The organism is Enterobacter sp. R4-368, assembly GCF_000410515.1.
Lineage (GTDB): Bacteria > Pseudomonadota > Gammaproteobacteria > Enterobacterales > Enterobacteriaceae > Kosakonia.
On sequence record NC_021500.1, the window covers coordinates 3,571,572 to 3,593,267 of the forward strand.

General features: G+C 56.5%; 18 protein-coding genes. 4 read left to right on the plus strand and 14 right to left on the minus strand.

Features of this window, described 5'->3' with window-relative positions; all coding sequences use genetic code 11:
• Nucleotides 1-34: 34 nt before the first annotated feature.
• The gene (locus tag H650_RS16765) at nucleotides 35-955 is read left to right on the plus strand and encodes an AraC family transcriptional regulator (protein WP_020456297.1); all 921 of its coding nucleotides are present in this window, start codon (nucleotides 35-37) and stop codon (nucleotides 953-955) included.
• A 44-nt stretch (nucleotides 956-999) separates the two neighbouring features.
• On the opposite strand, the gene nrdG is transcribed toward H650_RS16765, so the two are convergent.
• The 5 genes from nrdG to treR all read right to left on the minus strand — a co-directional run bounded on the left by nrdG (nucleotide 1,000) and on the right by treR (nucleotide 8,440).
• Entirely contained in the window at nucleotides 1,000-1,464 is a 465-nt protein-coding gene (gene nrdG, locus H650_RS16770; RefSeq protein WP_020456298.1) for an anaerobic ribonucleoside-triphosphate reductase-activating protein, read from the minus strand.
• Nucleotides 1,465-1,725: 261 nt separating this feature from the next.
• Entirely contained in the window at nucleotides 1,726-3,861 is a 2,136-nt protein-coding gene (gene nrdD / locus H650_RS16775; protein ID WP_020456299.1) for an anaerobic ribonucleoside-triphosphate reductase, read from the minus strand.
• 384 nt (nucleotides 3,862-4,245) lie between these two features.
• Nucleotides 4,246-5,901, minus strand: coding sequence for an alpha,alpha-phosphotrehalase (gene treC, locus H650_RS16780; protein ID WP_020456300.1), 1,656 nt, complete (start codon nucleotides 5,899-5,901; stop codon nucleotides 4,246-4,248).
• A gap of 45 nt (nucleotides 5,902-5,946) precedes the next feature.
• Nucleotides 5,947-7,365 (minus strand): PTS trehalose transporter subunit IIBC, encoded by a 1,419-nt coding sequence (treB, locus tag H650_RS16785; protein WP_020456301.1) that lies wholly within the window; start codon nucleotides 7,363-7,365, stop codon nucleotides 5,947-5,949.
• 127 nt (nucleotides 7,366-7,492) lie between these two features.
• Entirely contained in the window at nucleotides 7,493-8,440 is a 948-nt protein-coding gene (gene treR, locus H650_RS16790) for a trehalose operon repressor TreR (RefSeq protein WP_020456302.1), read from the minus strand.
• 195 nt (nucleotides 8,441-8,635) lie between these two features.
• Here treR and mgtL point away from each other — a divergent pair, with 195 nt between their 5' ends.
• The 3 genes from mgtL to H650_RS16800 all read left to right on the plus strand — a co-directional run bounded on the left by mgtL (nucleotide 8,636) and on the right by H650_RS16800 (nucleotide 14,077).
• A complete protein-coding gene (mgtL, locus tag H650_RS26135) occupies nucleotides 8,636-8,686 on the plus strand; it encodes a mgtA regulatory leader peptide MgtL (protein ID WP_228007843.1) in 51 nt (16 codons plus the stop codon).
• 139 nt (nucleotides 8,687-8,825) lie between these two features.
• Nucleotides 8,826-11,534 carry a magnesium-translocating P-type ATPase gene (gene mgtA / locus H650_RS16795; protein ID WP_020456304.1) on the plus strand — a complete coding sequence of 903 codons (2,709 nt, stop codon included), beginning with the start codon at nucleotides 8,826-8,828 and terminating at the stop codon, nucleotides 11,532-11,534.
• A gap of 158 nt (nucleotides 11,535-11,692) precedes the next feature.
• Nucleotides 11,693-14,077 (plus strand): beta-N-acetylhexosaminidase, encoded by a 2,385-nt coding sequence (locus tag H650_RS16800; RefSeq protein ID WP_020456305.1) that lies wholly within the window; start codon nucleotides 11,693-11,695, stop codon nucleotides 14,075-14,077.
• A 193-nt stretch (nucleotides 14,078-14,270) separates the two neighbouring features.
• Here the strand turns inward: H650_RS16800 and ridA are convergent, their stop codons facing one another.
• The 9 genes from ridA to arcA all read right to left on the minus strand — a co-directional run bounded on the left by ridA (nucleotide 14,271) and on the right by arcA (nucleotide 21,580).
• A complete protein-coding gene (ridA, locus tag H650_RS16805; RefSeq protein WP_017459089.1) occupies nucleotides 14,271-14,657 on the minus strand; it encodes a 2-iminobutanoate/2-iminopropanoate deaminase in 387 nt (128 codons plus the stop codon).
• Nucleotides 14,658-14,731: 74 nt separating this feature from the next.
• Nucleotides 14,732-15,193: an aspartate carbamoyltransferase regulatory subunit gene (gene pyrI / locus H650_RS16810; RefSeq protein ID WP_017459088.1), complete on the minus strand. Its 462-nt coding sequence runs from the start codon at nucleotides 15,191-15,193 to the stop codon at nucleotides 14,732-14,734.
• A gap of 12 nt (nucleotides 15,194-15,205) precedes the next feature.
• Complete coding sequence (pyrB, locus tag H650_RS16815; protein ID WP_020456306.1) at nucleotides 15,206-16,141, minus strand: aspartate carbamoyltransferase; 936 nt, start codon at nucleotides 16,139-16,141, stop codon at nucleotides 15,206-15,208.
• Entirely contained in the window at nucleotides 16,134-16,280 is a 147-nt protein-coding gene (locus H650_RS25415) for a pyrBI operon leader peptide (protein WP_020456307.1), read from the minus strand. Before H650_RS25415 ends, pyrB begins: the two co-directional genes overlap by 8 nt.
• 99 nt (nucleotides 16,281-16,379) lie before the next feature.
• On the minus strand, nucleotides 16,380-16,859 hold the full coding sequence (locus H650_RS16825; RefSeq protein WP_020456308.1) for an arginine repressor: 480 nt from the start codon (nucleotides 16,857-16,859) through the stop codon (nucleotides 16,380-16,382).
• A gap of 104 nt (nucleotides 16,860-16,963) precedes the next feature.
• Nucleotides 16,964-18,367 (minus strand): YfcC family protein, encoded by a 1,404-nt coding sequence (locus H650_RS16830; protein WP_020456309.1) that lies wholly within the window; start codon nucleotides 18,365-18,367, stop codon nucleotides 16,964-16,966.
• Nucleotides 18,368-18,414: 47 nt separating this feature from the next.
• Nucleotides 18,415-19,419, minus strand: coding sequence for an ornithine carbamoyltransferase (gene argF, locus H650_RS25425; RefSeq protein WP_020456310.1), 1,005 nt, complete (start codon nucleotides 19,417-19,419; stop codon nucleotides 18,415-18,417).
• 18 nt (nucleotides 19,420-19,437) lie between these two features.
• A complete protein-coding gene (gene arcC, locus H650_RS25430; RefSeq protein WP_020456311.1) occupies nucleotides 19,438-20,349 on the minus strand; it encodes a carbamate kinase in 912 nt (303 codons plus the stop codon).
• 10 nt (nucleotides 20,350-20,359) lie between these two features.
• Nucleotides 20,360-21,580, minus strand: a complete 1,221-nt coding sequence (gene arcA / locus H650_RS16845; protein WP_020456312.1) for an arginine deiminase — start codon at nucleotides 21,578-21,580, stop codon at nucleotides 20,360-20,362.
• Nucleotides 21,581-21,696 lie beyond the last annotated feature (116 nt).

A 21,696-nucleotide genomic window follows, 5' to 3' on the forward strand; every position in this document is an offset into this window, starting at 1 on the left:
TCTCTTTTTATTGCCTGATCTTATGAGGTACGCGATGTCAGATATGATCGCCAGGTTAATGGAACTTGCCCCGCAGGAGGGGTACAACCTGACCGCGCTGGCGGATGTGCGCATTTTGCGTTCCGATCGCCCGCTGGCCCGCACGCCGGTGCTGTACGATCCGGGGATCGTGATTGTCTGCCAGGGCAGCAAGCGGGGGTATTTCGGTCAGCAGATCTATCTTTACGACGAACAGCACTACCTGGCGGTATCGGTTCCTGTGCCTTTTGTAATGGAAACGGATGCATCGGCAGACCACCCGCTGCTGGCGATTTACATGCATCTGGATTTTCAGGTTGCCGCAGATGTGATGCTGCAAATTGAACAGCACGGCTTTCCGCTGCTATCCGCTTCGCCGCAAAGCATGATCTCCAGCCCGATGGACGAGACGCTGAAAACAGCGGTGCTGCGTTTACTGGAGACGCTCGGTAACCCGCTTGAGGCGGCAATCCTTGGTCCGGCGCGGGTACGGGAACTCTATTTTCGTGTTTTGACCGGCGCACAAGGCAATGCGATGCGCGCCGCGTTAGCCTTGCAGGGGCAGTTCGGTAAAATTGGCAAAACGCTGCGTTACATTCATGCGGCTTATGCTCAACCCTTAACGCTGTCGCAACTGGCTCAGCAAGCCGGGATGAGCGTGCCAACATTCCACAGTCATTTCAAAGCGATAACCCGCATGCCGCCAATGCAGTATGTGAAATCGGTACGGCTGCACCAGGCGCGGATGTTAATGGTTCGCCAGCGACTCACTGCCGCAGCGGCCTGTTACGCCGTCGGTTACGAAAGCCCGTCACAGTTTAACCGCGAATTCAAACGGCTCTTCGGTTTACCGCCGGCGGAGGAGGTCAGACGTATGCAAAACAGTTTTGCCGTTCCTCCGGCGCATTCAGCGTCGGAATACATATCGTCGCACTGAAATGAGAATATGCAGGGAAGTATTGTGAAAATTGCGCGAGGAAATCAACGCAAGTGATGCACAACCTGGTTGCTGCTGCCACGCCAGATAAGCATCGGGTCTTTCAGATCCTGAACAAATTTGCCGTCGATTAGCACGTTGATCAACCCGACCACCTCCCGCTGCGCGGCGTTCAGTTCGTCCATTTTGTAACCGGTCCACACCCAGATATCTTTACCGGGGCACTCGGCGCGGATGCGGGTCACCAGCTTTAAAATATCCGGCACGTTTTGCGGGTGCAGCGGATCGCCGCCGGAGAGCGAAATCCCCTGGCGTTTGATGCGCGTATCGTTGAGATCGGCAATGATCCGATCTTCCATTTCTTCAGTAAACGGCACGCCGGAGTTCAGCCGCCAGGTGCTTTTGTTGTAGCAGCCAGGGCATTCGTGTACGCAACCGGAGACGAACAGTGTGCAGCGGGTGCCGGGGCCGTTGACGATGTCGACTGGATAGTATTGGTGGTAATTCATGTTTCCTCGTCGCATTTGGCGCTGTAGCTGCGTTGGCTACTCTCGCGCACCCGGGTCACTTACTTATGTAAGCTCCCCGGGATTTACTCGTTTGCCGCCTTGCTACAACGTCAACTGCTTAGAGGAAACGTAGCAGAGAAAAATCGTAGCGGCAGAAAACGTAGGCCCGATAAGCGTAGCGCCATCGGGCAATCAGGTACGGTGAAATCACTGACTGTGTGCCCGGCGCGGGTAAACGCCACTCACCGGGCGACGGAGGTGTTAACCGATTTGCCCGTTGCCGAGGTGTTTCACGCGGCGTTTCACTTCTTCCTGCTTGCCGGCGTTGAACGGACGCGCGTCCGGGCTGCCGAGGTAGCCGCAAACGCGGCGGGTAACGGAGACGCGGGACGCGTCGTGGTTACCGCATTTCGGGCAGGTAAAGCCTTTGCTGGTGCATTCGAACTCGCCGGTAAAACCGCACTCGTAACACTCATCAATTGGCGTGTTGGTGCCGTAATACGGCACGTGCTGATAGCTGTAATCCCAGACATCTTCCAGTGCGCGCAGGTTGTGCTGAATGTTCGGATACTCGCCGTAGCAGATAAAACCACCGCTGGCTAACGGCGGGTACGGCGCTTCGAAATCGATTTTGTCGTACGGGTTCACCTTTTTCTCGACATCAAGGTGGAAGCTGTTGGTGTAGTAACCTTTATCGGTCACACCTTCTACCACGCCGAAATCGGCGGTATCGATACGGCAGAAACGGTCACACAGGTTTTCGCTCGGCGTGCTGTAAAGGCTAAAACCGTAACCGGTCTCTTCTTTCCACTGATCCACCGCCTGGCGCAGGCGTTCCACAATTGCCACGCCTTTGGCGCGCAGTGCTTCGCTGTCGTAGATATGCTTGTTGCCGGACAGCGCGTTGATCGTTTCGTGTATGCCGATATAACCCAGCGAAATCGACGCGCGGCCGTTTTTAAAGATCGGCGCGATATCGTCGTCCGCTTTCAGGCGCACGCCGCAAGCCCCTTCCATATAGAGGATCGGCGCAACGCGGGCTTTCACCCCTTCGAGGCGCGCGATGCGGGTCATCAGCGCTTTTTTCGCCAGTTGCAGGCGGCTGTCCAGCAGTTTCCAGAACGCCGCTTCATCGCCTTTCGCTTCCAGCGCGATGCGCGGCAGGTTAAGGCTGATGACGCCGAGGTTGTTACGCCCGTCATGAATTTGTTCGCCATTCTCTTCATACACGCCAAGGAAGCTGCGGCAGCCCATCGGCGTTTTAAACGAACCGGTCACTTTGACGACCTGATCGTAATTGAGAATATCCGGGTACATGCGCTTGCTCGCGCACTCCAGCGCCAGTTGTTTGATGTCGTAATTCGGATCGTCGAACTTGTGATTCAGACCATCGCGGATGGCGAACACCAGTTTCGGGAACACGGCGGTTTTACGGTTTTTACCCAGACCTGCTATGCGGTTACGCAGGATCGACTGCTGGATCAAGCGGGATTCCCAACTGGTGCCCAGCCCGAAACCGAAGGTGACAAACGGTGTCTGGCCGTTCGCGGTATGCAGGGTGTTAACTTCATATTCCAGCGACTGGAACGCGTCGTAACACTCTTTCTCGGTGCGGCTGCGCGCATAGCCGTCGGCATCCGGGATGTTCCACTCGCTGGCGACTTTGCGGTGTTTTTCGAAGCTGGCGCTGACGAAGGGTGCCAGCACTTCATCGATCCGGTTGATGGTGGTGCCGCCATAAATATGGCTGGCGACCTGGGCGATGATCTGCGCGGTAACCGCCGTGGCGGTCGAGATCGATTTTGGCGGTTCAATCTCCGCGTTGCCCATTTTGAAGCCGTGGGTCAGCATGCCTTTCAGATCGATCAGCATACAGTTGAACATCGGGAAGAACGGGGAGTAGTCGAGATCGTGATAGTGGATCTCACCGCGTTCGTGCGCCAGTACCACATCGCGCGGCAACAAATGCTGGCGCGCGTAGTGTTTGGCGACAATTCCCGCCAGCAGATCGCGCTGAGTCGGGATCACTTTACTGTCTTTGTTGGCGTTCTCATTGAGCAGCGCCGAGTTGGTTTGCTCAACAAGACCGCGAATATCCTGGTTCAGACGGCCGCGTTTTTCACGGGCGATATCGCGATCGTGGCGATACTCAATGTAGGCACGTGCCAGTTGTTTGTACGGCCCGGACATCAACTGGTTTTCGACGGCAGTCTGGATTTCGCTAATATCGACCTGCGATCGGCCCTGCATCTGACGACTAATTACCTCTGCGACGGTGGCGCAATAGTCTGCGTCATCGACTCCCGCTGCTTTAGCTGCACGCAAAATGGCTTCTTGTATGCGCTCTGAGTTGAAAGGCACTTTACAGCCATCTCGTTTCATCACATGCGGTGTCATGATCACTCCATTTTAGAAAACAGGTTATCCACAATATGAGGACGCGCAGACTGGCTGGTTATTCATTACTAAAACCAATAAGTTCGTCCCATCCAGGCCCGTGTTATCCACAGCGTGTATCGCTTTCGCGGTGGTCAGCTTGTTCGAATAGTAGTCGATTAATACAACATATAGGGCCGGGGTGCATTCTAATTTCTATATATAGTGATTTGCATCAAACATGTTTGCGTTTTTATTGACTCAGGACAAAGTAAAAACCGGATAGCGCAGAGGACGGGCGCTCTGAGGAAATGTAAATTCAGGCATTCTCGTTTTGACTAAAAATTCAACAAAAACAGCAGGTTTATGCCTGCTGTTTTTTTGCGCCAGGGAAGTGGAAAACGCTTATTTTTGATGCCACCACACGGCTTCGAACGGCCGCAGGGTCATTTCACTGGGAACAGGGGAAACTTCCGCATAGTTGCTGATGACCACCTGCCAATCGCCCGGCAGGGTTTCTGGCCGCCACGGCTGGAACTGATTGCTGAGGTTGGCGATAACCAACAACGTTTCTCCCTGCCACTGACGGCGGTAGCACCATAAATGTGGGTGAGTGGGGAGAAGATCCTGATAATCGCCCCAACAGAGTATCGGCAAGTTTTTACGCAGGCGAATCAACGACTGGTAGGTATAGAACACCGAATCGCGATCGTTGACCGCGTTTTCGACGTTGATTTCCCGATAGTTATCGCACAGACCAATCCACGGATCGGCAGTGGTGAAACCGGCGTTTTTACGCGCGGTCCACTGCATCGGCGTGCGGCTGTTATCGCGCGATTTACTGGCGAGGATCGCCAGCAGCGCTTCCGGCTCGCGCCCGGCGGCACGCAGTTCGGCAAACATATTCTGGCTTTCCACATCGCGGTAGTCGGTAATGCGCGCAAAATGCGGGTTGGTCATACCGATCTCTTCGCCCTGATAAATGTACGGCGTGCCCTGCATGCCGTGCAGCACCAGCGCCAGCATTTTGGCGGCGGGCACGCGCAGCGCGCCTTCTTCGCCAAAGCGCGACACAATGCGCGGTTGATCGTGGTTACACCAGAACAGCGCGTTCCACGCCACGTTGTGCATCCCTTGCTGCCAGTGGCGGAACAGCGATTTCAACGCCACAAAATCCGGTTTCGCCAGCGACCATTTTTCACCGTCGGGATAGTCAACTTTCAGATGGTGGAAGTTAAACGTCATCGACAGCTCGCTGCCGTCGAGTGCGCCGTAGCGCTGGCAATGTTCCAGCGTGGTGGATGACATCTCACCGACCGTCATCAACTCGCGCGGGCGAAAAACCTCGCGGCTCATCTCCTGCAAAAACTCATGGGCGCGTGGGCCATCGGTATAAAAACGTCGCCCGTCGCCGCTGTGATCGTCGGGGAAATCCTGCTGTTTGGAGATTAAATTCACCACATCGAGACGCAAACCGTCGACACCGCGATCGGCCCAGAAGGTGCAGACTTTTTTCAGCTCGTCGCGTACCGCCGGGTTTTCCCAGTTGAGATCTGCCTGCTCTGGCGCGAACAGATGCAAATAGTACTGGCCGCTCTGGCTGTGCCAGCGCCATGCGCTGCCGCCGAATTTCGAACGCCAGTTATTCGGCGGCGTTTCTGGTTCGCCGTCGCGCCAGATATAGAAAGAACGGTATGGGCTGTCCGGATCCTGCGATGCCTGGAACCAGGCATGCTGGGTCGAGGTGTGGTTGAACACCATATCCAGCACCAGGCGGATACCGCGCTGGTGCGCCTGGGCGACCAGTTCATCAAAGTCTGCCAGGGTGCCGTAAAGCGGATCGATGGCGGTGTAATTCGCCACGTCGTAGCCGTTATCCACCTGCGGGGAGATATAAAATGGCGTCAGCCAGATGGCGTCGACGCCGAGGGTTTGTAAGTAGTCGAGGCGCGTAATCACGCCGCGTAAATCACCGGTGCCAGTGCCGGTCGTGTCCTGAAAACTCTTTGGGTAAATCTGGTAGATAACGCCGTTTTGCCACCAGTGGGGAAGGGTATTCATCATGATTTCCTGCGAAAACGAAGGGGCGCAAACGCGCCCCAAAAATTACACAATCTGCAATGTGCCGTGACGGAACTTACGCTGATAAACAAAGGAGGTCAGCACCAGCGGGATGACAACCGCCACCGCTGTAGCCAGTGCGAAGACCTGCCAAAAAGCGGGTTGAATCGAGAGGAAACCCGGCAGACCCGCCACGCCAATCCCGTTCGCCAGCACGCCGTTAAGGCCGCACAACAACCCGGCAAGGCCGGAACCGATCATCGCGCACAGCATCGGGAAGCGATATTTCAGGTTGATGCCGTACATGGCCGGCTCGGTTACGCCGAGAAACGCGGAGATAGCCGCCGGAACCGAGATTTCACGTTCATTCTCTTTACGGCTGGAGATAATGATGCCCACTACCGCCGAGGCCTGTGCAACGTTTGACAGCGCAATCAACGGCCACACCGGCGTACCGCCCATGTTCTGAATCATCTGCATGTCGATAGCCAGCGTGGTCTGGTGCACACCGGTAATCACCAGCGGTGCGTAGAGGAAACCAAACAGCGTCGCGCCAATCGGGGCGAAGCTGCCTGTCATCAGATGGCGAACCGCCCACGCCACGCCGTCACCAATCATGCGACCGAACGGGCCGATTAGCGCATGTGCCAGGAAGACCGCCAGGATCAGCGAACAGACCGGAACAATCACCAGATAGAGGGAGTCCGGTATCAGCTTTTTAAGCCGCGTTTCAATAATGCCGAGCGCCAGGCCCGCCAGCAGTGCCGGGATCACCTGCGCCTGATAGCCCACTTTCGCGATGCTGAACAGACCAAAGTTCCACACTTCCGGCACCTGCGAACCCAGTAAATAAGCATTCATCAACTGTGGTGAAACCAGCGTTACGCCGAGGATGATGCCGAGGATTGGCGTTCCGCCCATTTTGCGCACCGCAGACCAGCAAACGCCGACCGGCAGATAGAAGAAGACCGCTTCACCAATCAGCCAGAGAAAGTCATACACGGTTTTCAATGGCGGAAATATCTGCACCAGCGTCTGGCCGTTGCTCATCGGCACATCGCCGACAATGTTGCGAAAACCGAGGATCAAACCGCCGCTAATCAGTGCGGGCAGCAGCGGGAAGAAGATTTCCGCGAAGTGGGAGATTAAGCGCTCGTGCCATTTCATATTTTGTCGCGCTGCCTGTTTGGCCTGCTCTTTATCCGCATGAGCCAGACCGGTGGCGGCGAGCAACGCCTGATAGTAGTCGCCGACGTTGGTGCCGATCACCACCTGGAACTGCCCGGCGTTGGTGAAACAGCCTTTGACCATCGGTAGCTGGTCAATCGCTTTTGGGTCGGCGGCGCCCGGGTTATTTAATACAAAACGCAAACGGGTAATACAGTGACTGACCGTCGCGATGTTTTCGCGTCCGCCAACCAGCGTAATAAGTTGTTCAATATCTGATGGATTGACTTTGCTCATCCTGGTGCCTCTCGGGGGGAGAAATGATGCGTAACATGACCGAGGCAAAGCGTAACCGCAGGCAAAAAAATTAAAAATGGGAACGTTCCCGAAACTTGGCGAGGATCACAATAAACGATAAAGCGGCTTAAACGAGGCGGGCAGGGATCACGATTTGGCGAGGCGTGGCGCGGCCATTAACCTGTTCTATTAATTGCGCGGCGGCCTGGCGGCCCGCTTCGGCGTAACCGGGATCAACGGTCACAATTTCCGGGTGCAGAAACTTCATCAGCGGCGTATTGCCGACGCTGGCCAGTTGCAGATTATCAATGCGCTGTTCCTGCAAATATTTACTGGCACCGAGCGCCAGCGTATCGGTCGCGCAGAGCAGCGCGGTGGTGTCCGGGGTTAAAACGTGGGCGACATGTTCATAACCCTGCTTCATGGCAAGGCCCGGTAAGGCGAACGTTGGTTCGAGCTGGTGTTTTTGACAAAACGCCATATAGGCGTCGTGGCGGCGTTTGCCGGTGGTGGCATCGCTGTGCGGGACGCCAATAAAACTGATATGGCGATGCCCACGGGCATAAAGATTTTCCATCAATAGCTGGATTGCGCCGTCATCATCGTAACAGACCGAGGCGAAACCACTGGCGTCGCGCGCCAGCAGCACCAGCGACGACTGCCAGGCAGTAAGCAGGCTTTCGGTGACGCCGGTAAAGCCAAACAGCACCACGCCATCAATATTACGGTGGCTCAGCATCTGCAAATGCTCTTCGACTAACTGCGGCGAGAACTGGCTTTCCATCATAATCGGGTCATAACCCTGTTCGTAAAACGCCGGGAGCATGGTCTGTACGGCAAGGTTTTCCGAGAGCGAATCCAGACGCGAGACGATAATCGCCACCACTTTATCGCTCTGTCCGCGCATGGCGCGCGCGGAGCGGGAAGGGGAGAAACCGTGCTGATTGACCACCGCTTCCACCCGTTCGCGTGTGCGCTGGCTGACGCCGCTTTCGTTATTCAGCACACGGGAAACAGTGGATTTGCCCACGCCGCTTAAGCGTGCGATGTCTTTGATTGTCAGCCGGTTTTGCATACTTCAATCCTTTCCTGATGGGGGCGGGTTGCAGGATAAAGGAGTTTTGCATCCCTTCCAAGCGCCAGCAATGAGCAAAGTCTGGTTTATGCACTTTGTGCTACCAATTGATGGTGTGTATATGTTTGGTTTAATTCAGCGGAGCTATGATACCGCTACGTTATGATTCGCCCTTCACACCTTACCGGAGGCCAGATGGATCCCGATCCCACCCCTCTCCCGCGACGGAGATACTTTTTCCGGTAAGCCTGCTGTTGCTGCCTTACCGGATGCGTAAGGCAGCGACGTCGTTTTCGTCCCTGCCCGATTAAAAACGCCAGCTGGCGCGGCTTTGTTACGCCAGTTGTCAATCGCACCCGCGTGATGCGGGGGCAAGGACACTATCATGCTGAAAAACATTACCCGGCAGCTTTTCGCTCGCCTCAACCGCCATTTACCGCGTCGTCTGGTGCAGCGCGATCCGCTTCCCGGCGTACAACATATCGCCCAGAGCGCTATCCCCGCCTCGATGGGTGAACGCTGTCTGCAGATTGCTGCGATGGAACATGAGCAGCTCTGGCACACTTTTGCCAGCCACCCGGAAGGGCTGAACCCGCAGGAAGTGGAACTGGCGCGGGAAACCCACGGCGAAAACCTGATCCCGGCGCAGAAACCCGCCCCCTGGTGGGTGCATCTGTGGGTGTGCTATCGCAACCCGTTTAACCTGCTGCTGACCTGCTTAGGCATTATTTCCTATGCCTCGGAAGATCTGTTCGCCGCCTGCGTAATTGCGTTGATGGTGGCGATTTCGACGCTGCTCAACTTCCTGCAAGAGGCGCGCTCGACCAAAGCGGCCGATGCGCTGAAAGCAATGGTCAGCAACACCGCGACGGTGCTGCGCGTGGTGAATGAGAAAGGTGAAAATGGCTGGTGCGAATTGCCTATCGACCAACTGGTGCCGGGCGATATCGTCAAGCTGGCCGCAGGCGATATGATCCCGGCGGATCTGCGCGTGTTGCAGGCGCGGGATCTGTTTGTCGCCCAGGCTTCGCTGACCGGCGAATCCTTGCCGGTAGAGAAAGTGGCGACGACGCGCCAGGCCGCGCAGCGCAACCCGCTGGAAACCGATACGCTGTGCTTTATGGGCACCAATGTGGTGAGCGGCACGGCGCAGGCGATAGTCATCGCCACCGGCGGCAATACCTGGTTTGGCCAACTGGCCGGGCGTGTCAGTGAGCAAGAAACCGAGCAAAATGCATTTCAGAAAGGCATCAGCCGCGTCAGCATGTTGTTGATCCGTTTTATGCTGGTGATGACGCCGATTGTGCTGCTGATCAACGGCTTTACCAAAGGTGACTGGTGGGAAGCGGCGCTGTTTGCGTTGTCGGTTGCCGTGGGGTTGACGCCGGAAATGCTGCCAATGATTGTCACCTCCACGCTGGCGCGCGGTGCGGTGAAACTGTCGAAACAGAAAGTGATCGTTAAACATTTGGACGCCATTCAGAACTTTGGCGCGATGGATATCCTCTGTACCGATAAAACCGGCACCCTGACGCAGGACAAAATCGTGCTGGAAAATCATACGGATATCAGCGGTAAAGTCAGCGAACTGGTGCTGCACAGCGCCTGGCTGAACAGCCACTACCAGACCGGACTGAAAAACCTGCTCGATACCGCCGTACTGGAAGGGGTGGACGCGGAAGCGGCGCAGACGCTGGCGGCGAGCTGGCGCAAAGTGGATGAGATCCCCTTTGATTTCGAGCGCCGCCGCATGTCGGTGGTGGTGGCGCAGCAGACGGATGTTCATCAACTGATTTGCAAAGGCGCGTTGACGGAGATCCTCAGCGTCTGCTCGCAGGTGCGCTTCAACGGCGAGATCTTCCCGCTGGATGACACCATGCTGCGTCGCATTGAGCGCGTAACCAGCACACTGAACCGCCAGGGGCTGCGCGTGGTTGCGGTGGCGACCAAATATCTGCCGGCGCGTAGCGGTGACTACCAGCGTATTGACGAGTCGGATCTGATCCTCGAAGGCTACATCGCCTTTCTCGATCCGCCGAAAGAGACCACCGCACCGGCACTCAAAGCGCTAAAAGCGAGCGGGATCACCGTCAAAATCCTTACCGGCGACAGCGAACTGGTGGCGGCGAAAGTGTGCCACGAGGTGGGGCTGGAAGTGGGCGATGCGCTGATCGGCAGCGAAATTGAGCACATGAGCGATGATGAACTGGCGCAAATGGCGAAGCACATCACGCTCTTTGCCCGCCTGACGCCGATGCATAAAGAACGCATTGTCCGTCTGCTGAAACGCGAAGGGCACGTGGTCGGTTTTATGGGCGATGGCATAAACGACGCCCCGGCGCTGCGCGCGGCGGACATCGGGATTTCCGTCGATGGCGCCGTCGATATCGCCCGCGAAGCGGCCGATATTATTTTGCTGGAAAAGAGCCTGATGGTGCTGGAAGAGGGAGTAATCGAAGGGCGCCGCACTTTCGCCAACATGCTGAAATACATCAAAATCACCGCCAGTTCCAACTTCGGCAACGTCTTCAGTGTGCTGGTGGCGAGCGCGTTTCTGCCGTTTTTGCCCATGTTGCCGCTGCACTTACTGATTCAGAATCTGGTGTATGACGTCTCGCAGGTGGCGATCCCGTTTGATAACGTCGATGAAGAACAGATCGCCAAACCACAACGCTGGAACCCGGCGGATCTGGGCCGTTTTATGATCTTCTTTGGCCCGATCAGTTCGATCTTCGACATTGTGACGTTTTGCGTGATGTGGTGGGTGTTTAAAGCTAACGTGCCGGAAGCGCAAACCCTGTTCCAGTCCGGCTGGTTTGTCGTCGGTTTGCTGTCGCAAACGCTGATTGTGCATATGATCCGCACTCGCCGCGTGCCGTTTATCCAGAGCCGCGCCGCCTGGCCGCTGGTGGCGATGACGCTGATGGTGATTTGTGTCGGCATCGCGCTGCCATTCTCGCCGCTGGCGCAATACCTGCAATTACAGGCGCTGCCGCTGGCGTACTTCCCGTGGCTGGTGGCGATCCTCGCAGGTTATATGACGCTCACGCAGTGGATGAAAGGCTTCTATAGCCGTCGCTACGGCTGGCAATAAACTTTTGTCTTAAACCCGGTCTGCGCACTCTGTGCGGGCCGGGTATTTCTCTCAATTCCCGCAAGCTGTGATCCCCGTCGCCCGGCGCGCTTGACGCTCCTGAGGGCGCATGTTAACAAAATGTTTTCCCTCGCCTGACGTCGTCTGAAGGAACATTTATGTTGCGTTACAGCCTGTTAACTGCCGGGTTGCTGCTCGGTTCTTCCGCTTTTGCTGCACCCGCAGGTGACTTGTCACTGATGCCGTGGCCGGCAAAGGTTGAACGTCCGGCAACGCAGGGCTCGCTGGTACTGACGGATACGCTCTCTGTCAGCGTCAGCGGCGACGATCTGGGCGACGCCGTTACGCGATTGCGCCAGCGCATCGCCCGGCAAACCGGCTGGACGCTGCAACCGCAGGCCGAAAAACCGCAACATCCCACCATTTCGATAACCATCGCCAAAAAAGTGGCGCCGCTGCCGAAGCTGGATAGCGATGAGCACTACACGTTGACCATTGATGCGAATGGCGTGCAGATCGCCGCAAATACCCGCTTTGGCGCACTGCGCGCCATGGAAACGTTGCTCCAGTTGATACAAAACGGCACGGAAAAGACCACCTTGCCGTGGGTGACCATTGACGATTCGCCGCGCTTCCCGTGGCGCGGTTTGCTGCTCGATTCCGCCCGCCATTTTATACCGGTTGAGGATATTAAACGGCAGATCGACGGCATGGCGGCGGCGAAACTGAACGTGCTGCACTGGCATTTAACCGACGACCAGGGCTGGCGTTTTAGCTCCAGGCGCTACCCCAAACTGACGCAGCTTGCCAGCGATGGTCTCTTTTACAGCGAAGAACAAATGCGCGATGTGGTGCGTTACGCCACGGCGCGTGGTATTCGCGTGGTGCCGGAAATCGACATGCCGGGACACGCGTCGGCGATTGCCGTCGCCTACCCGGAACTGATGAGCGCGCCGGGGCCGTATCAGATGGAGCGCCACTGGGGCGTGCTGAAACCGGTGCTGGATCCGACAAAAGCGGCGACGTACACCTTTGCTGAAGCGATAGTCAGCGAACTGGCGGCGATCTTCCCGGATGCGTATTTGCATATCGGCGGCGATGAGGTGGACGATACGCAGTGGAAAAATAACCCGGCGATCCAGCAATTTATGCGCGACAACAAACTGGCCGACAGCCACGCGTTGCAGGCCTATTTCAATCGCAAACTGGAGGCGATCCTCGAAAAACATCAGCGCCAGATGGTGGGCTGGGATGAAATCTTCCACCCGGATCTGCCCAAAAGTATTGTCATCCAGTCCTGGCAGGGGCAGGACGCGCTGGGCGAGGTGGCAAAGCAGGGTTACAAAGGCATTCTCTCGACCGGTTTCTACCTCGATCAGCCGCAGTACACCGCCTATCACTACCGCAATGAGATTGTGCCGCAGGGCTTAAATGGTGTGGATGTGATTGCCGATAACGACAGCGCGCAAAGCTGGTCGTTTTCGATGCCGCGCCTGAAAGGCAGCCCGGTGGAAGGGACGTTTACGCTGGTGAAAGGCGAAAGTGGATGGCGCGGATTTATTGATTTCAAAGGCAAATCTCGTCGCGCCGTGCAGCATATCGACTGGCGCAGCGATCGCCAGGTGAGTTTTGTCGTCGATACGTGGATGGGCGAAACCCGCCCGGTCATCACTCTCACCGACGATAAACTTGGCGGTTACTTCCTGCTGGGCAACGCGCGCTACCCCGTCACCGGCACGCGGTTAAACGAGGTGCCGAAAGGCATTGCTCCCGCGGTGCCGGACGCCAGCCAGCAGGCGAATTTACTGGGAGGCGAAGCCGCGCTGTGGGCGGAAAATGTGGTCGCGCCGGTGCTGGATATCAAACTGTGGCCGCGTGCGTTTGCCGTGGCGGAACGGTTATGGTCGGCGCAGGATGTGAACGACACCGATAACATGTACAGCCGTTTACAGGCGATGGACAGCTGGTCGACGGTATCGGTCGGCCTGCAACAACACAACCAGCAATCGGTGCAGTTCACGCGCCTTGCGAACAGCGCCGATACATTGCCGCTGCAGATCCTCGCCCAGGCTGTCGAACCGGCGCACTACTACACGCGCCAGCATCTGAAATTCCAGGCCGGTAACTATCATCAGTTCGAGCCGCTGAACCGCTTTGCCGATGCGCTGGCACCGGAGAGCAGCACCGTTCGCCAGATGAACCAGTGGGTCGACAGGCTGGTGAGCGATGCGGAAGACAGCACCAGCGCGGTGGCGCTGCGCCACCTCTTTAGCCGCTGGCAGGGTAACACCAGCGATGCGCTGGCGCTCAGCGACAGCAATTACCAGCTAAAAGCGATGCGCCCGGTGATTTTGCAGGTGGATAAGCTCGCCACTATTGGGCTGCGGCTGACGGATTTGGTGGCGCGTCAGGGGACGCTGGACGATGGCGAGATAGCGTCTATTCAGGGAGAACTGGATAACGCGGCGCAGATTCAGGACGAAGTGGTGATAGCTGCGGTCTATCCGCTGGAAAAGCTGCTGCGCGCTACGCGCAACCGGTGAACGCCTGGGGGATAAGCGTACATAAATTGATTCCCTGGAAAGGTGTACCCACTTCTTCGAAAGAAATCTCTGCAGCCTGTGAGATTTAAATTTAAAGGTAAGCGGGCAGAGCCAAAAGCTGGTCGCGTTTTAGTTTTAAGTGGGCAATAAAAAAGGCAGCGTAAGCTGCCTTTTATCTCTCGCTTCTCCGCCATTAACGGCGAACGGCGATGGCTTCAATCTCGATTTTCACGTCTTTTGGCAGACGGGCGACTTCCACGCAGGAACGCGCCGGGAAGCTGGCGTTATGTTCGTTGAAAAAGGCTTCATACGTGGCGTTAACGGTAGCGAAATCGTTGAGATCTTTCACGAAAACGGTGGTTTTCACGATGTCGCCTACTTTCAGACCCGCCGCTTCAACGATCGCTTTCACGTTGTCCAGCGACTGACGCGCCTGCGCCGCCACATCTTCCGGTACGCTACCGGTCTTCGGATCAACCGGGATCTGACCTGAGGTCAGGATCATGTTGCCAAGATCAACAGCTTGAACATAAGGGCCAATCGCTGCTGGCGCGTTTTCCGTGGCGATAACTTTGGTCATAATAACTCCTGAATGACAGCGGTATTGAGGTTCCGCCCCATTATAGGGAGGGAAAAACGCAATACCAACCGCAATTAGTTAGCCAGCACCACATGGTGCGAGAACTCTTTCTCACAATATTTGCACTTCAGCGCGATGTCGCTTTCGCGTTTTTTCACCGCAAAGCTGGAGGCAACCGGCTCTGCATGGCTGATGCAGTTGCTGTTCGGGCACACCAGCACGCCAGTAATGCGCTCCGGCAGGCTCGGGCGCGATTTACCCACCACTTCATACTCATCAATGCGGTTAACGGTGGCCTGGGGTGCGTACAGCGCCAGCTGGTTTACCTGCTCGTCGGTCAGAAATGTGTTCTCGATCTTGATCAAATCTTTGCGCCCCATCTCGCCGGACGGCAAGTTCAGGCCAATGGTGATGCGCTGATCGGTTTCCGTCAGCTTAAACAGCGTCAGCAGTTTAAATCCGACGCGCGCCGGGATGTGGTCAATCACGGTGCCGCGTTTGATGGCTTCGACCTGCAGTTTGTTATCGTGTGTCATTGTCGTTTCTCCTTACAGCGCCAAATCGCGATTGAGAACCAGCGCCAGCAGAGCCTGGCGAGCGAAGATGCCGTTGCCGGCCTGCTGGAAATACCAGGCGTGCGGCGTTTTATCCACGTCGGTGGTGATTTCATCCACGCGCGGCAGCGGGTGTAGCACCTTCATATTGCTGCGCGCGTGGGTTAAGTCGCTGGCGCGCAGGACAAATTGAGCTTTGACGTTGGCGTATTCCGACGGATCCAGACGCTCTTTTTGCACGCGCGTCATATAGAGAATATCCACCTCTGCCATCACCTCTTCGATGCTGGCGTGTACGCTCCAGGCCATGCCTTTTTCGTCCAGCATATCGAGAATGTACTGCGGCATCGCCAGCGCGTCCGGGGCGATAAAGTAAAAGCGGTTGCCGCTGAATTTCGCCAGCGCCTGCGCCAGCGAATGCACGGTGCGGCCATATTTCAGGTCGCCGACCATCGCGATGTTGAGGTTCTCGAGACGGCCTTGCGTTTCCTGAATCGTGAACAGATCGAGCAGCGTTTGCGTCGGATGCTGGTTAGCCCCGTCGCCAGCGTTGAGCACCGGAATGCCGCCGGAAAACTCGGTTGCCAGTCGCGCCGCGCCCTCTTGCGGATGGCGCATCACAATGGCGTCCACATAGGTACTGATCACCGAAATGGTGTCGGCCAGCGTTTCGCCTTTTTTGCCCAGCGACGTGTTGCTGCTGTCGGAGAAGCCGACCACGCTCGCGCCGAGGCGGTGCATGGAGGTTTCAAACGATAAACGCGTGCGGGTGGAGGCTTCAAAGAAGCAACTGGCGATCACTTTATGCTTGAGCAACTCCGGCTGCGGGTTGGCCTTCAGTCGTGCGGCGGTGTGTAGCACCAGTTCGAGTTCTTCGCGGCTGAGATCGTTTATGGAAATGATATGTTTCTGATATAGCGGGTTAGCCATGGTTATCTCCTGACGACTGCGCAAAAAAAAGCCCCTCAATAGAGGGGCTGTGGAATTCGGTGATCAACGGGAAGGAAAACGGCAGGCCAGCGCCTTTTTTCAGACGCGGTAAGACAGTTTGTCGTACACACTGATTCATGCTTCCTCCCGGCAAATTGTCCCGGATTATACGCAGCTGTTTTCGCGGATCAAGCGATTGATGCACATTTTACGCAATGCAAACGGTTCTCTTTGAATATTAATGCGTTCTAAGTAAATAATTAATTTGCTTATGCACCAGCGCCGTATGCTTCACTATTCTCGGCGCGACCCAGACGATACTGCTTCCTGCCACCACGCCGAGGATCTCCGGCAACTGGTGGTAATCCAGAATACGTGCCACTGCGCGGCCATATCCCGCCACGGTGTGAATAAGGATAAACTCGCTATTGTGCTCAACGCTAACCACCATTTCGGAGACGGAGCGGGCGGCGTCCGGCACCGGGCGTGACTGCGGATTCAGCGAATAAATTTTTTGTCCTTTGGCGTTGCGAATTTTGATTACTCCGAGCAGCTTCAACAGGCGTGAAACGGTGGACTGGCTGATACTGTCGAAGCCGTGGCGCTGCAAATCGCGGCGGATCTCCTCCTGTGAAAGATAACTTTTTTCGCTAATCAGGCGCTGGCAGACCGCCAGTTGTAGCTGCTCTTTCGGTGAATAATCTCCATATTCCATCATCTCTTTTCCCGTATTGGTTGCCGAAACAAAACGCCCGGCAACGCCATGCTTACCGGGCCTGTATATTAGCCACAGACCGGGTAAGCAAAGCGCCACCCGGTGCGTTACAGCAGAGCGCCAAGGCTGAGCGCCGCCATGATCACCACCGTCAATATCGCCAGCAATGGCGCGACCCACTTCAGGTAGCGCACATAGGGGACATGGGCGATAGCCAGCCCGCCCATCACCACCGCCGACGTAGGCGTCACCAGGTTGACGATGCCGGACGCCGATTGGTACGCGGTAACGACCAGATCGCGGTTGACGTTAGCGAAATCGGCCAGCGGCGCCATAATCGGCATGGTCAGCACCGCAAGGCCAGAGGACGAGGGCACGAGGAACGACAGCACCACTTCCAGCCAGTACATAACGTTGATAAACGCGACGGTGGATAACCCGCTGACCATGCCTTCGGCACTGTGCAAAATAGTATGAGTAATCATACCTTTATCCATGATCACTACGATACCGCGGGCAATGCCGATAATCAGCGCTACGCCCAGCAGATCCCGCGCGCCGTTGATAAATGTTGAGGTCAGCTCCTCTTCGCTCATGCGGGCGATCAAACCCACGATGATGGCGCTTGCCAGAAACACCGCCGAAATCTGCGCCATCCACCAGCCGAGCACCGCCACGCCGTAAATCATCACCACAAAGGCCAGCGCGAAAATAAGCAGGATCAGTTTGCGCACCGGCGTGAATTCGAGCATCTCCGGCGATTTATTGCCGAGGAAAAACGCCCGATCTTCGTCCTGCTTGTCGGCGACGATCGACCGCGCCGGGTTGGCGCGCACGTTGCGGGCGTAGCGCATCACCCACGCAACGCAAATCACCCAGCCTATCACCAGCAGCGCAACGCGCAGCAGGATGCCATGGGTAAACGGGATCCCGGCGGCATTAGCGGCGATCACTGTGGCGAACGGGTTGATGGTCGATCCCAGCGTGCCGATCCCCGCGCCGAGCAGCACGGTGGAGGCGGCGACAACCGGATCAAAACGGGCGGCGAGCATCACGGGAACCAGCAGCGTATAAAACGGCAGCGACTCTTCGGCCATACCGTAGATGGTGCCGCCTGCGGCGAACAGCGCCATCAGGATCGGGATCATCCACTCTTCACGGCCACGCAAACGGGTGGTGACGCGCTCTATCCCGGCGTCGATGGCACCGGTTTTGGTGACGATGCCCAGAAACCCGCCGATGATCAGAATAAACAGCGCCACATCAATTGCGCCGGCCTGGCCGGTATCAGGATCGTAAAGGCCGCTTATTGGCGCCATGATTACCGCGATTAACCCCTGAGGATGCGCGGCGACATGCGCGTAAGTACCGGCAATCGGTACTTCTTTACCGAGGGCTGGGTTCATTGCCATCTGGTATTGCCCGGCGGGGATCACCCAACTGAGCGCGGCGACAATGGCAATCAACAAAAAGAGGATGGTGTAAGCGGAAGGGAACTTGAACTTGCCCATGATGTGCTCCTTAACCCCGGCGCACCCGCGGCGCGCCGGGGGAGTGGTTAGTCGCCGAGGGTTGCCACCATCACCGCTTTGATGGTGTGCATCCGGTTTTCTGCTTCATCAAAAACGATAGAGTTAGGCGATTCGAAAACCTCTTCGGTGACTTCCAGCCCTTTCAGGCCATACGCCATTTCGATCTCGCCGCCCACTTTGGTGTGCTCGTTATGAAACGCGGGCAGGCAGTGCATAAATTTCACCTGCGGATTACCGGTGGCTTTCACCACCGCAGCGTTTACCTGGTAGGGTTTCATCAGGCTGACGCGCTCAGACCACGCTTCTTTCGGCTCGCCCATCGACACCCACACATCGGTGTAGACGAAATCAACGCCCTGCACGCCTTCTTCCACATCCTCGGTGAGCATGATGCGCGCGCCGGTTTCACGGGCGATGCCGCGACACTGTTCCACCAGTGCAGCCTCTGGCCAGAAGGATTTCGGTGCCACCAGGCGAATATCCATGCCCATTTTCGCTGCGCCGACCATCAGCGAGTTGCCCATGTTGTTGCGCGCATCGCCCAGATAAGCAAAACGTAATTCCGACAAGCGTTTGCCCGGCACGTGTTCCAGCATGGTCATCAGATCGGCGAGGATCTGCGTGGGGTGAAATTCATTGGTCAGTCCGTTCCACACCGGCACGCCTGCGTATTGACCCAGCTCTTCTACTATCTGCTGGCCGTAACCGCGATATTCGATGCCGTCATACATACGTCCCAGCACGCGGGCGGTGTCTTTCATCGACTCTTTGTGGCCAATCTGCGATCCGCTTGGGCCGAGATAAGTGACCTGCGCGCCCTGATCGAATGCGCCGACTTCAAACGCGCAGCGGGTACGGGTGGAGGTTTTTTCAAAAATCAGCGCGATGTTTTTGCCGACCAGCGTTTTCTTTTCACGACCTGCTTTTTTGTCTGCTTTGAGCTGAATAGCCAGATCGATCAGGTACTGGATCTCCGCCGGGGTGTAGTCGAGCAGTTTGAGAAAGTTGCGGTTTTTCAGGTTGATGCTCATGAGATTTCCTTTTTTAAATCAGTAACGAATCAATGTGCCTTTGTCCCCGGCGAGAATGGCCGGACCATCAGCCAGCGCACCGATGCCCGCAATGCCGTGACACTGCTCAACAAACTGGCGGCAGGCGGCGACCTTCGGCCCCATCGAGCCTGCGTCAAACTGCATGCCCTGCAGCATGTCCGGGGTGACTTGCGCCAGCGGGCGCTGCGTGGGTTTGCCCCAGTCGAGGTACACCGCGTCGGCGTCGGTAAGAATCAACAGCGCATCGGCTTCGATTTGCCGCGCCAGCAGTGCCGCCGAGAGATCTTTGTCGATCACCGCTTCGATGCCGTGGTAGCCGTTGGCGTTTTCCACCACCGGCACGCCGCCGCCGCCGTTGCAAATCACCAGGTGATCGCGGTTTATCAGCGCGCTAATGGCGTCGCTTTCGACAATGCGTTTGGGTTGCGGGGAGGGCACAACGCGGCGGAAATAACGACCATCAGCCTTAAATACCCAGCCTTTCTCCTGCTGCAGCGTCTGGGCTTGCGCCTCGCTGTAAACCGGGCCGATGTATTTGCTCGGGTTGCTGAACGCCGGGTCACTGGCGTCGACTTCCACCTGGGTGAGCAGTACGCTCACTTCGCGCTGTGGCAGGCTGTTTTTCAGCGACTGTTGCAGCATGTAGCCAATCATCCCCTGGCTTTCCGCGCCGAGAATATCGAGCGGGTAGGGGGTAACTTTGTCGTAAGCGCTGTTTTGCAGCGCCAGCAGGCCGACCTGCGGCCCGTTGCCGTGTACCAGCACCACGCGCCACTGCGCGGTCAGCCCGGCGATGGTGCGCGCGGCAAGATCAATGTTCTGGCGCTGGATGTTCGCTTCCAGCGGTTCGCCGCGTTTTAACAGCGCGTTGCCGCCCAGCGCGACAACCAGCGTAGGTTTTCTTTCCATGATGGCTCCTTTAAATGCCGTCGCGTTCCAGTGGGCAACTCATGCAGCGTGCACCGCCGCGCCCGCGTCCCAGCTCATCTCCGGGAATGGGCAGCACGGTGATCCCGGCTTTGTCATATTTCTCGTTGGTCCAGATATTGCGCTCGTAGCCGACGACCACGCCGGGGCGCAGCGTGAGGACGTTGTTGGCGTCATTCCACTGTTCGCGTTCGGCTTCAAAAGCGTCGCCGCCGGTGGTAATAAGCCGGATCTGGTCTATACCGAGCGCTTTTTCGATGGCGTGCAGCAGGTCGCTTTCCTGCGTGCGTTGCAGACCGCCGCGCCCGTCCGGGGTGAGCGTCCAGCACTGGGCGTCTTTGCGCACTACTTCGGGGTAAACGGAAAAAGTGTCGATATCGATATGGGTCATCACCGTGTCGAGGTGCATACAGGAACGGTGTTTTGGCAGTTCAACGACGATAACGCGTTCGGCCTGGCGGTGTTTGAACAGGCTATTGGCAAGAAATTCCACGCCCTGCGGTGTGGTTCGTTCAGAGAGGCCAATTAATACCGCGCCGCGACCAATGACTAATACATCGCCGCCCTCTAAGGTGGCGTGGTCGTAATTAATATTCTCGTCGCCAAAATATTTAATAAAATTGCCATCGGCGAACGCGGGGTGCCAGCGATAAATAGCACGCAGATTATTCGTTTCACGCTGGCGGGCCGGTTTAGCCATCGGATTAATCGACACGCCATTATAAATCCAGCACGATGTGTCACGGGTAAATAAATGGTTGGGCAGCGGCTTCATAATAAAATCATTCGCTGTATGGGTATCAACCACCATATTTTTAATAAATGCCGGGATCTCGCCGTAGGTTAATCCACCGCTGAGTCGCCGCGCCAGTTCGCGGTGCGGCATATCCGCCAGCCAGCTGCGCACGTCTGCGGCGAAGGTCGGGCCAAGGCGATAATCAGAGATCTGCATTTCCAGCAGCCAGGCTTTTGCCTCTGCAATATCAAGCGTTTGTGTCAGAAGATCGGTCAACAGCAGGACTTCCACACCCTGCTCGCGCAGTGTGTTTGCGAAGGCGTCATGCTCTTCCCCGGCGCGCTCGACTGATAACACGTCATCGAATAACAGCTCCTGACAATTCGAGGGTGTTAACCGTTTCAGGCTTAAATTGGGGCGGTGCAGCATAACGCTACGCAATTGACCTATTTCAGAACCGACGTAGTGCTTTTCCATAATTATTCCTTTAACTTTTTTCAGAATAAAAAGGGGGCGGCAATGAAATGTGATTAATTTCATCGCGCGTTAATAACGATTAATTTCATGGCTCATAGTAGAAGCCGTAAGAATTA